The 11,840-nt window shown below is 72.5% G+C and carries 6 protein-coding genes; 3 read left to right on the top strand and 3 right to left on the bottom strand.

All coding sequences use genetic code 11. From position 1 onward, the window contains the following. Nucleotides 1–809: 809 nt before the first annotated feature. The 3 genes from AB0447_RS14390 to AB0447_RS14380 form a co-directional block, all read right to left on the bottom strand. Nucleotides 810–1,955, bottom strand: a complete 1,146-nt coding sequence (locus tag AB0447_RS14390; RefSeq protein WP_366476937.1) for an ADP-ribosylglycohydrolase family protein — start codon at nt 1,953–1,955, stop codon at nt 810–812. After that, nucleotides 1,952–3,172 (bottom strand): ADP-ribosylglycohydrolase family protein, encoded by a 1,221-nt coding sequence (locus AB0447_RS14385; RefSeq protein ID WP_366476947.1) that lies wholly within the window; start codon nt 3,170–3,172, stop codon nt 1,952–1,954. Before AB0447_RS14385 ends, AB0447_RS14390 begins: the two co-directional genes overlap by 4 nt. A gap of 266 nt (nt 3,173–3,438) precedes the next feature. Beyond that, nucleotides 3,439–4,425 carry an ADP-ribosylglycohydrolase family protein gene (locus tag AB0447_RS14380; RefSeq protein ID WP_366476936.1) on the bottom strand — a complete coding sequence of 329 codons (987 nt, stop codon included), beginning with the start codon at nt 4,423–4,425 and terminating at the stop codon, nt 3,439–3,441. A gap of 247 nt (nt 4,426–4,672) precedes the next feature. On the opposite strand from AB0447_RS14380, the gene AB0447_RS14375 reads away from it, so the two are divergent. From AB0447_RS14375 to AB0447_RS14365, 3 genes are all read left to right on the top strand, one after another. Beyond that, on the top strand, nt 4,673–5,404 hold the full coding sequence (locus AB0447_RS14375; RefSeq protein ID WP_366476935.1) for a VIT1/CCC1 transporter family protein: 732 nt from the start codon (nt 4,673–4,675) through the stop codon (nt 5,402–5,404). A gap of 306 nt (nt 5,405–5,710) precedes the next feature. Beyond that, nucleotides 5,711–10,306 carry a glutamate synthase large subunit gene (gene gltB / locus AB0447_RS14370; protein ID WP_366476934.1) on the top strand — a complete coding sequence of 1,532 codons (4,596 nt, stop codon included), beginning with the start codon at nt 5,711–5,713 and terminating at the stop codon, nt 10,304–10,306. Further along, complete coding sequence (locus tag AB0447_RS14365; RefSeq protein ID WP_366476933.1) at nt 10,299–11,759, top strand: glutamate synthase subunit beta; 1,461 nt, start codon at nt 10,299–10,301, stop codon at nt 11,757–11,759. The genes gltB and AB0447_RS14365 overlap by 8 nt, the downstream gene beginning before the upstream one ends. Nucleotides 11,760–11,840: the final 81 nt, after the last annotated feature.

Below are 11,840 nucleotides of genomic sequence, written 5' to 3'. Positions count from 1 at the left end.
CCCCGCCCCTTCCCGAACAGGGGGCTTCGCCCCCTGGCCTACTGCTGGGGCTTCGCCCCGGTTCCCCCGGGGTCCGGGGCTGGTCGGGGCCTGTGCTCTCTGGCCCCGTTGCGGGGCTGCGGCCTCGGCAGGTCGGTGCCGGGGGTCGGCCGGGGGCGGTGCGGTGGGGCGGGGTCCTGCGGGGCTGTTTCCCCACCCCGCCCCTTCCCGAACAGGGGGCTTCGCCCCCTGGCCTACTGCTGGGGCTTCGCCCCGGTTCCCCCGGGGTCCGGGGCTGGTCGGGGCCTGTGGTCTCTGGCCCCGTTGCGGGGCTGCGGCCTCGGCAGGTCGGTGCCGGGGGTCGGCCGGGGGCGGTGCGGTGGGGCGGGGTCCTGCGGGGCTGTTTGCCCACCCCGCCCCTTCCCGAACAGGGGGCTTCGCCCCTTGGCCCCCTGCCGGGGCTTCGCCCCGGTTCCCCCGGGGTCCGGGGTCGGCCGGGACCAGTGCCCCCTGTCCCCGCTGCGGGTTCGCGCCCTCGCCCCTGTCTTCCCGGAGCATCGGGTCGGCCGGGGCTGTGGCTTGCGGGGTGAGGGGGGCGGTGGTCACGGGGGCCGGGAGGGTGGCGAGTTCGTCTAGGAGGTGTTCGGCCAGGGTGCGGAGTTCCGGGGTGGCCGGGGTGGGGGAGGCGCCGGCGCGGGGCGGGGCCTCGTGGCCGCCCGCCGCGAGCCAGGCGCGCCGCTGCCGCTCCACGTCCCGCCCCTCCTCCGCCGCCTGCCGCAACTCGTGCCCGACCAGGTCCTCCGGCTGGACCCAGGTCAGCCGCACCGGGGTCACGACGCCCCCGCGAGCGCCGCGAAGGCGGCTTCGTGGGCGCGCCGCCGGGAGACGTCCCGGGCGAAGACCTCCCGTGCGACCGCCGCCAGCGCCGCGGCCGGCGCCTGCAGGTCCAGGCGGCTGGCCTCGGCCACCTGCTTCGACCAGGCGGGCGGGATCGCCGACTCGCCCGCCAAGGCCCCGGCGATCGCCCCCGCCATCGTCGCGATCGAGTCGCAGTCCCGCCCGTAGTTGACCGCGCCGAGGACCGAGGACGCGTAGTCGCCGCCGGCGACCAGCAGCATGCCCAGGGCGATCGGCAGCTCCTCGATCGAGTGCAGGCGGGACGGCCGCCGGGCGCCCAGCGAGGGCGCCCGGTAGTCCGGGCCGACCGAGTCGTACGGCGCGACCGCCGCCCGCAGCGGCACCAGCGCCGACTCGAAGTCCCGGTGTCCGGCGGCCACTTCGACCACCGCCTCGATCGCCGCCCGGGTCCCGTCCTTGGCGAGGGACAGCGCCGTGTCCACCACCGACCCGACGCTCGCCCCCGGCGCACACGCCGCCGCGACCGCCGCCGCGAAGACCCCGGCGGCCTCCCGCCCGTACGAGGACTGGTGCGCCCCCGCGATGTCCAGCGCCTCCGCGTACGCCCCGGCCGGGTTCCCGGCGTTGACGATGCCGACCGGAGCCGCGTACATGGCCGCGCCGCAGTTGACGATGTTGCCGGCGCCGGCCTCACGCGGGTCCACGTGCCCGTAGTGCAGCCGTGCCACGATCCACTTTTCGGCCAGGAAGATCCGCTGGAGGGGAAGCGCCTCGGTCTCCAGTTCCGGGATCCAGCGCGGAGTGGACATCAGGTCCGGGACCAGGTGGTCGGCGACCGCGTACGCGTCGAGGTGGTCCCGTACGGTCTCGTAGACCCGGACCAGAGCGTGGGTCATGAGGGTGTCGTCGGTGACGTGGCCGTCGCCCTTGTGGTACGGCGCGATGGGGCGGGCGGTGCGCCAGTCCTCGTACCAGGGGCCGACGATGCCGTGGATCCGGCCGCCGTGCCGTTCGACGATCCGGTCCGGGGACCAGCCTTCCACCGGGCCGCCGAGCGCGTCACCCACGGCGGCGCCGACCAGACAGCCGGCCGCCCTGTCTTCGAGAGTTGGCGTCATGTCCGAATAATCCCCTGTCTTGCGGGTGACTTGGGGGAGGTCAGCTCCGTACGGGCGAGCAGCGCGGCGAGTTCCACGAGGTCGGTGCCGGCGAGGCGGGGGAGGGCGCAGCCGGAGAGGGTGCGGCAGGCCTCGCGCCAGGCGGCGGGGATCGAGTCGCCGCCGCCGAGCGCGCCGGTGAGCGCGCCGGCCAGGGCGGGGGCGGAGTCCGCCACCCGGGACAGGCAGGCGGCCGCCGGCACGGCCTCGGCGACCCGGCCGCGGGCGGCGGTGGCGAGGGCCAGGGCGACGGGCACGGTTTCGGCGGCGGCGATGCCGTAGCTGTAGACGTGGTCGACGATCTCGTGCTCCAGGGTGGGGATGAGACCGAAGGCGCCCTCGGTGGCGGTGCGGGCGAGTTCGACGGCGTGCCGGGCGTTGCGGCCGATCTCGGTGGCGCCGGGCAGCTGCCCGAGGGCCTCCTCGACGGCGGCGTCGACGTCCGCCCCGTCGAGCGCCGCCGCGATGGCCGCCGCCATGGCGCGGGCGCCGTGCACGCCGTCGCCGTCCTGGGTGTAGCGGGCGTCGAACTCGGCGAGGTCCGCGGCGGCTTGGGGGTCGCCGGGGTGCACGACGGCGAGGACGGCCGCGCGGATGCAGGCGGCGTCGTCGAAGTAGTGCGGATTGTCGTGGCCGGTGGCGGGCGGACGCAGGCCGGTGGCGAGGTTGCCGAGGCCGGCGCGTACGGAGATCCGGGCGCGCAGGGGCAGTACGGCCGACTCCACCTCGGGGGCCCGCTCGGCGGCGGCCGCGACCTCGCTGGCGAGGGCGTTCCAGGCGAGGTCGATGGCGGCGCGCATGCGGCGGGACCGGCTCAGGTCGGAGAGCAGCACGCCGGCGGCGGTGAGCACGGACTCGGCGGCGAAGGCGGCCCATTCGGCGTCGTCGGAGGGGCCGAGGCGGAGGGGTTCGGGGGGCTGGTTGAGGGCGATGGGGACGGGGAGGGTGGTGGTGGCGTTCTGCTCGGCGAAGGTGTCGAGTTCGCGGGTGAGGCGGCGGGTCCACTCGGGCATGCGGCTGGCGCGGTGGCGGGCGGCGGGCCAGCCGGCGGCATCGCCTGCGGCGAGCCCGAGCAACAACCCCTCGATCCGCCGCCCTCCTCCGCCTCCGCCTCCGGTTCCGGTTCCTGTTCCTGTTCCGGTACGCGCCTCCGGCTGCCGGCGGCCGGCCGCCCCCACCCCGGCCAGAACCGTGACGCGGCCCGGCACCACCGCAGCCTCGGCGGGGGCGAGGTGTTCGCATCCGTGCCGTTCCCCGCCCGCCCGGTCGCGGGCCGCAGCCGGGGCCCCCGCTTCGGCGGGCGGGCCCCCTGCCCCCCGCCCGGCCTCCGGCCGGTCCCCGGGATCCGTTTCGGCGGGGGCGGGGCAGGGAGGGAGGTGATCGCACCCGTGCCCGGGAGCCGCTTCGGCGGGGGTGGTGGGGGGAGCAGTGGTTTTGGGGGTGGTCATCCGCGGGGCTCGCTTTCCGGGGTGAGGAGGTCCGCGATGTCCAGGACGTGGTAGCCGCGCATCGACGGCAGGCAGCTGCCGCGGACCGGGCCGACGGCCGAGGCCCAGTCGGCCGGGATGGCCGGGACGCCGGACAGGGCGCCCGCCAGGGCGCCGGCCACTGCTGCCGTGGTGTCGGCGTCGCGGCCCATGTTGACCGCGGTCAGGACCGAGGGGGCGAAGGCGCCGCCGGACGCGGCGAACGCGCCGAAGGCGAGGCCCACCGCCTCCGGCGCCAGGTCCGTCCACGGGTAGCCCCCGATGACCACCGCCGAGCGGACCGCCCGTTCCCCGCGCGGGGCCGCCGTCACCGCCCGGCGCAGCGAACGGGCCGTCCACGAGTCGGACGGGATGACCGAGAGGGCCGCGGAGACGACGGATGCGGGAGAGCCGCCGGCCATGGCCGCTGCGACGCCCGCTGCGACGGCCTGGCCGCCGTAGATGCCCTCGCCGTCGTGGCTCACGGTGCCGTCGATGGCGACCAGCCGGGCAGCCTCCGCCGGGCGGCCCGCCGCGAAGACGCCGAAGGGGGCCGCCCGCATGGCGAGACCGTCCGACCAGGCGTGCCGGTGCTGGGCCGAGATGGGGGCCGCCAGGCCGCGGCGGAGGTTTTCCAGGGTGCCGCGCTCCGAGAACCCGGCGCCCCGGAACGGGCCTTCGTCCAGGTCCGCGATCCAGTGGTGCCAGGCCCGTTCCACGTGGGCGACCGTCAGGGCGGAACCGTGCCGGGCCAGCAGCAGGCCCGAGAAGATCGCGTACTCGGTGTCGTCCGTGCCCGCCGGATCGTCCGACACGAAGCCTTCGATACGGCCCCATCGAGAACGGATCTCCGACGGCTTCATGTTCTCCGCGGGGGCGCCCAGCGCATCACCCACCGCGAGTCCCAGAAGAGCGCCCCTGGCCCGTTCGAGGAGGACCTGCGGATTGCATGCAATCAGCTCCATGGCGCGCCTCTCCCACTTGGTGGGACTCATCATGAGCCCTTGGGGGATTTGTGCCATGGCATGTGGTTTGTCGCCCGGCGCAAAACACCCCTCCCGCCCGCCCGTCACCCGGTCGCCGAACCGCAAAAGCGCAGGTAAGTACGGCCTTCCTTGCTGGCGGCGGCCAGAAATCGTGCGTAGTTTCGAGGTGTTCAGGGGGAGTGGATGCCGGCACGGGTCCACTCGTACGGAAGGGGAGCAAAGCCGCATGTCCATCATCGATACCGAAGCACCACTGCACGAGGCCCACCGGGACAACCACACCCACCGCGACGTCAACGGCGGGTGGCTGCGGCCGGCGGTGTTCGGGGCGATGGACGGGCTGGTCTCCAACCTCGCACTGATGACCGGCGTGGCGGGCGGCGCGGTCGCCCCGCAGACCGTCGTGATCACCGGTCTCGCCGGACTGGCCGCCGGCGCCTTCTCGATGGCGGCCGGTGAATACACCTCGGTCGCCTCGCAGCGCGAGCTCGTCCTGGCGGAGCTCGACGTCGAGCGGCAGCAGCTGCGCAAGCACCCGGTCGACGAGATGGAGGAGCTCGCGAAGCTCTACGTCTCCCGTGGTGTGGAGCCCGCGCTGGCCCGTGAGGTGGCGATGCAGCTGTCCCGGGACCCGGAGCAGGCGCTGGAGATCCACGCCCGCGAGGAGCTCGGGATAGACCCGGACGACCTGCCGTCGCCGCTGGTCGCGGCGGTGTCCTCGTTCGGTTCGTTCGCGCTGGGCGCGCTGGTGCCCGTACTGCCCTACCTGCTCGGTGCCACCGCGCTCTGGCCGGCCGTGGTGCTGGCGCTGATCGGGTTGTTCCTGTGCGGCGCCGTGGTCGCCAGGGTCACCGCGGCCACCTGGTGGCACAGCGGTCTGCGGCAGCTCCTGCTGGGTGGCGCGGCCGCCGGTGTGACGTACATCCTGGGAAGCTGGATCGGTTCGGCCCTAGGCTGAGCAACCCGGGAGTGAGACACTATGCAGGACCCAACATAATTAGTGAGTTTCCCGGCGGTTTCGATTCCGTATCCGCCGGGCATGAGACGGGGGCGCTCCGGGCAATGATGCCCGCCCCGCGTCGGGACCTCCGCCCGTGACTCACTCCGCGAAGGTCCCTCTTTCTGCCTCGAGCAGTGTCCGCATGCTGGAACGCGATATCCACCTCGCGGGATTGCCGTCATCATGTAACCTGCACGAAATTTCGCAGAGGGCCAACGTCGTCCCTCGGCACATGCATATGCCACGACGACGACGGGAGAGCCGATGCGTTCCGCATCCACGCACTCCGCGACCGGCCCCAGCACCACCGCCTGGTCGCCCATGGACGGTCGCCCCGCCCCCCAGGGCATGTACGACCCGCGCAACGAGAAGGACGCCTGCGGCGTCGGATTCGTGGCGAACCTCACCGGCGAGGCGACCCACACGCTCGTTGAGCAGGCACTGACCGTACTGCGGAACCTCGAGCACCGCGGAGCCACCGGATCCGAGCCCGACTCGGGCGACGGCGCCGGCATCCTCTCCCAGGTCCCGGACGCCTTCCTCCGCGAGGTCGCCGGATTCGAGCTTCCCGAGGCCGGCGCCTACGCCGTCGGCATCGCCTTCCTCCCCGCCGACGGCACCGCACAGGCCGTCGCCGTGGAGCAGATCGAGGCCATCGCCGCCGAAGAGGGCCTCACCGTCCTCGGCTGGCGCGAGGTCCCGGTCACCCCCGACCTGCTCGGCAACGGCGCCCGCGCCACCATGCCGGCCTTCTCCCAGCTCTTCGTGAGCAACGGGAGCACCGGCATCGAGCTGGACCGCAAGGCGTTCGTCCTGCGCAAGCGCGCCGAGCGCGAGGCCGGGGTCTACTTCCCGTCGCTCTCCGCCCGCACCATCGTCTACAAGGGCATGCTGACCACCGGCCAGCTGGAGCCCTTCTTCCCGGACCTCTCCGACCGCCGCTTCGCCTCGGCGCTCGCCCTGGTCCACTCGCGGTTCTCCACCAACACCTTCCCGTCGTGGCCGCTCGCCCACCCGTACCGCTTCGTCGCGCACAACGGCGAGATCAACACGGTCAAGGGCAACCGCAACTGGATGAAGGCCCGCGAGTCCCAGCTGGCGTCGGAGGTCTTCGGCGACGGCGTGCTGGACCGCATCTTCCCGATCTGCACCCCGGACGCCTCCGACTCGGCCTCCTTCGACGAGGTACTGGAGCTGATCCACCTTGGCGGCCGGTCGCTGCCGCACAGCGTGCTGATGATGATCCCGGAGGCGTGGGAGAACCACACCTCCATGGACCCGGCCCGCCGCGCGTTCTACCAGTACCACTCCACGATGATGGAGCCCTGGGACGGCCCGGCCTGCGTCACCTTCACCGACGGCACCCAGGTCGGCGCGGTCCTCGACCGCAACGGTCTGCGCCCCGGCCGCTACTGGGTCACCGACGACGGCCTCGTCGTCCTCGGCTCCGAGGTCGGCGTGCTCGACATCGACCCGGCCAAGGTCGTCCGCAAGGGCCGCCTCCAGCCCGGCAAGATGTTCCTCGTCGACACCGCCCAGAAGCGGATCATCGAGGACGACGAGATCAAGAACGAGCTCGCCTCCGCCGCCCCGTACGCCGACTGGCTGGAGACCGGCGAGATCGAGCTGTCGGACCTGCCCGAGCGCGAGCACATCGTGCACACGCACGCCTCCGTCACCCGCCGCCAGCAGACCTTCGGCTACACCGAGGAAGAGCTGCGCGTCATCCTCGCGCCGATGGCCCGTACTGGCGGCGAGCCGCTCGGCTCCATGGGCACGGACTCTCCGATCGCGGCCCTGTCCGAGCGCCCCCGGCTGCTCTTCGACTACTTCACCCAGCTCTTCGCGCAGGTCACCAACCCGCCGCTGGACGCCATCCGCGAGGAGCTCGTCACCTCGCTGCTGTCCTCCATCGGGCCGGAGTCCAACCTGCTGGAGCCGACCGCCGCGTCGTGCCGCAGCATCACGCTGCCCTTCCCGGTGATCGACAACGACGAGCTGGCCAAGCTCATCCACATCAACGCCGACGGCGACATGCCGGGCATGAAGGCCGCCACCCTCTCGGGTCTCTACCGGGTCTCGGGCGGCGCCGACGCGCTGGCCGCCCGGATCGCCGAGATCCGCGCCGAGGCCGACGCCGCCATCGAGGCCGGCGCCCGCCTCATCGTCCTCTCGGACCGCCACTCGGACGCCGAGCACGCGCCGATCCCGTCGCTGCTGCTCACCTCCGCCGTCCACCACCACCTCATCGCCACCAAGCAGCGCACCCAGGTGGGCCTGCTGGTCGAGGCCGGCGACGTCCGCGAGGTCCACCACGTCGCCCTGCTCATCGGCTACGGCGCCGCCGCCGTCAACCCGTACCTGGCCATGGAGTCGGTCGAGGACCTGCTGCGCGCGGGCACCTTCCTCTCCGGCCTGGAGCCCGAGCAGGCCATCAGGAACCTGATCTACGCCCTCGGCAAGGGCGTCCTGAAGGTCATGTCCAAGATGGGCATCTCCACCGTCGCCTCCTACCGCGGCGCCCAGGTCTTCGAGGCCGTCGGCCTGAACGACGAGTTCGTCGCCGCCTACTTCAACGGCACCGCCACCAAGATCGGCGGCGCCGGCCTGGAGGTCATCGCCAAGGAGGTGGCCGCCCGCCACGCCAAGGCCTACCCGGCCACCGGCATCGCCGCCACGCACCGCGCGCTGGAGATCGGCGGCGAGTACCAGTGGCGCCGCGAGGGCGAGCCGCACCTGTTCGACCCGGAGACGGTCTTCCGCCTCCAGCACGCCACCCGCAACCGCCGGTACGACATCTTCAAGCAGTACACGGACCGGGTGAACGAGCAGTCCGAGCGCCTGATGACGCTCCGCGGCCTCTTCGGCTTCAAGAGCGACCGCCCGTCGATCTCCGTCGACGAGGTCGAGCCGGTCTCCGAGATCGTCAAGCGCTTCTCCACCGGCGCCATGTCGTACGGCTCCATCTCCAAGGAGGCGCACGAGACCCTCGCCATCGCCATGAACCAGCTGGGCGCCAAGTCCAACACCGGTGAGGGCGGCGAGGACCCGGAGCGCCTGTACGACCCGGCCCGCCGGTCCAGCATCAAGCAGGTCGCCTCCGGCCGCTTCGGTGTGACCTCCGAGTACCTGGTCAACGCGGACGACATCCAGATCAAGATGGCGCAGGGCGCCAAGCCCGGCGAGGGCGGCCAGCTGCCCGGCCACAAGGTCTACCCGTGGGTCGCCAAGACCCGGCACTCCACCCCGGGCGTCGGCCTGATCTCCCCGCCGCCGCACCACGACATCTACTCCATCGAGGACCTGGCTCAGCTGATCCACGACCTCAAGAACGCCAACCCGGCCGCCCGCATCCACGTGAAGCTGGTCTCCGAGGTCGGCGTGGGCACGGTCGCCGCGGGTGTCTCCAAGGCCCACGCGGACGTCGTCCTCATCTCCGGCCACGACGGCGGTACGGGCGCCTCCCCGCTCACCTCGCTGAAGCACGCGGGCGGCCCCTGGGAGCTCGGCCTCGCCGAGACCCAGCAGACCCTGCTGCTCAACGGGCTGCGCGACCGGATCGTCGTCCAGACCGACGGCCAGCTCAAGACCGGCCGCGACGTGATCATCGCCGCGCTGCTCGGCGCCGAGGAGTTCGGTTTCGCGACCGCGCCGCTCGTCGTCTCCGGCTGCGTCATGATGCGCGTCTGCCACCTGGACACCTGCCCGGTCGGCATCGCCACCCAGAACCCGGTCCTGCGCGACCGCTTCTCCGGCAAGCCCGAGTTCGTCGTCAACTTCTTCGAGTTCATCGCGGAGGAGGTGCGCGAGCTCCTCGCCGAGCTGGGCTTCCGCTCCATCGAGGAGGCCGTCGGCCACGCCGAGCTGCTCGACACCACCCAGGCCGTGACGCACTGGAAGGCGCAGGGCCTCGATCTGGAGCCGCTCTTCTACGTGCCCGAGCTGCCCGAGGGCGCGGTCCGCCACGCCCTGATCGAGCAGGACCACGGTCTGGAGAAGGCCCTCGACAACGAGCTGATCGAGCTCGCGGCCGACGCCCTGGACGCCGACTCCGCCGAGGCCGCCCTGCCGGTCCGCGCCCAGGTCCCGATCCGCAACATCAACCGCACCGTCGGCACGATGCTCGGTCACCAGGTCACCAAGAAGTTCGGTGGTGCGGGCCTGCCCGACAACACCATCGACCTGACCTTCACCGGCAGCGCCGGCCAGTCCTTCGGCGCCTTCGTGCCGAAGGGCATCACCCTCCGCCTCGAGGGCGACGCCAACGACTACGTCGGCAAGGGCCTGTCGGGCGGCCGGATCGTGGTCCGCCCGGACCGCGGCGCCGACCACCTCGCCGAGTACTCCACCATCGCCGGCAACACCATCGGCTACGGGGCCACCGGCGGCGAGATGTTCCTGCGCGGCCGCACCGGCGAACGCTTCTGCGTCCGCAACTCCGGCGCCCTGGTCGTCTCGGAGGGCGTGGGCGACCACGGCTGCGAGTACATGACCGGCGGTACGGCGGTCGTCCTGGGCGAGACGGGCCGCAACTTCGCGGCCGGCATGTCGGGCGGCGTCGCGTACGTCATCGACCTCGACCCGAACAACGTCAACGTCGGCAACACGGGCGCGGTCGAGGCCCTGTCGGACGCGGACAAGCAGTGGCTGCACGATGTGGTGCGCCGCCACGAGGAGGAGACCGGCTCGACCGTGGCCGCGAAGCTCCTGGCTGACTGGTCCGTCGCGGCGGACCGCTTCAGCAAGATCATCCCGACCACGTACAAGGCAGTGCTCGCCGCCAAGGACGCCGCTGAGCTGGCCGGACTCTCGGAGTCCGAGACCACCGAGAAGATGATGGAGGCGGCGACCAATGGCTGACCCGAAGGGCTTCCTCACCACCCCGCGCGAGACCGCCTGCTCCCGTCCCGTGGCCGAACGGCTGAAGGACTGGAACGAGGTCTACGTCCCGGGCTCGCTGCTCCCGATCATCAGCAAGCAGGCCGGCCGCTGCATGGACTGCGGCATCCCGTTCTGCCACAACGGCTGCCCGCTGGGGAACCTGATCCCCGAGTGGAACGACTTCGCGTACCGCGAGGACTGGTCGGCGGCGTCGGAGCGCCTCCACGCCACGAACAACTTCCCGGAGTTCACCGGGCGGCTGTGCCCGGCTCCGTGTGAGTCGGCGTGCGTGCTCGGCATCAACCAGCCGGCCGTCACGATCAAGAACGTCGAAGTCTCGATCATCGACAAGGCCTGGGACAACGGCGACGTCACCCCGCAGGCACCGGAGCGCCTGTCGGGCAAGACGGCCGCGGTCATCGGCTCGGGCCCGGCCGGTCTCGCCGCCGCCCAGCAGCTGACCCGGGCCGGCCACACCGTGGTCGTGTACGAGCGCGCCGACCGCGTCGGCGGCCTGCTGCGCTACGGCATCCCCGAGTTCAAGATGGAGAAGGTGCACATCAACCGCCGCATCGAGCAGATGCGCGCGGAGGGCACCAAGTTCCGTACCGGCATCGAGGTCGGCCGCGACATCACCGCCACCGACCTGCGCAAGCGGTTCGACGCGGTGGTCATCGCGGCGGGCGCCACGGTCTCCCGCGACCTTCCGGTCCCGGGACGCGAGCTGAACGGCATCCACTTCGCGATGGAGTACCTGCCGCTCGCCAACAAGGTCCAGGAGGGCGACTTCATGGCGCCCCCCATCACGGCCGAGGGCAAGCACGTGGTCGTGATCGGCGGCGGCGACACCGGCGCGGACTGCGTGGGCACCGCCCACCGCCAGGGTGCGGCCTCGGTCACGCAGCTGGAGATCATGCCGAAGCCGGGCGAGGACCGTAACGCCAACCAGCCCTGGCCGACGTTCCCGATGCTCTACAAGGTCACCTCGGCGCACGAGGAGGGCGGCGAGCGGGTCTACTCCGTCTCCACCACCCACTTCGAGGGCGACGAGGACGGCAACGTCAAGGCCCTCCACCTGGTCGAGGTCGAGTTCGTCGACGGCAAGCTGACCCAGAAGCCCGGCACCGAGCGGGTCCTCCCGGCCCAGCTGGTCACCCTGGCGATGGGCTTCACCGGCACGGACCGGTCCAACGGCCTGGTCGAACAGTTCGGCCTGGAGCTGGACGCGCGCGGCAACATCGCGCGGGACGCCTCGTACGCGACCAACGTCGACGGCGTCTTCGTCGCCGGCGACGCCGGCCGCGGCCAGTCGCTCATCGTCTGGGCCATCGCGGAGGGCCGCTCGGCCGCCCGCGGCGTGGACCGCTTCCTGACGGGCGCGAGCACCCTCCCGTACCCGGTCAAGCCGACGGACCGCGCGCTGACCGTCTGACGCGGCGGAACCCCTCTCCTCGGCGAGGGCCCCCGTGACGTAGCAGTACCCCCCTCCCCTCCGGGGGAGGGACCCCTCATA

The organism is Streptomyces sp. NPDC051211 (genome assembly GCF_040689505.1).
Lineage (GTDB): Bacteria > Actinomycetota > Actinomycetes > Streptomycetales > Streptomycetaceae > Streptomyces.
This window is presented reverse-complemented; position numbering and strand designations above follow the sequence as displayed.

Coding starts and splice junctions, on each gene's coding strand:
- AB0447_RS14365 (WP_366476933.1), top strand. CDS start 10,299: ATGGCTGACCCGAAGGGCTTCCTCACCACCCCGCGCGAGACCGCCTGC.
- AB0447_RS14390 (WP_366476937.1), bottom strand. CDS start 1,955: ATGACGCCAACTCTCGAAGACAGGGCGGCCGGCTGTCTGGTCGGCGCC.
- AB0447_RS14380 (WP_366476936.1), bottom strand. CDS start 4,425: ATGGAGCTGATTGCATGCAATCCGCAGGTCCTCCTCGAACGGGCCAGG.
- AB0447_RS14375 (WP_366476935.1), top strand. CDS start 4,673: ATGTCCATCATCGATACCGAAGCACCACTGCACGAGGCCCACCGGGAC.
- gltB (WP_366476934.1), top strand. CDS start 5,711: ATGCGTTCCGCATCCACGCACTCCGCGACCGGCCCCAGCACCACCGCC.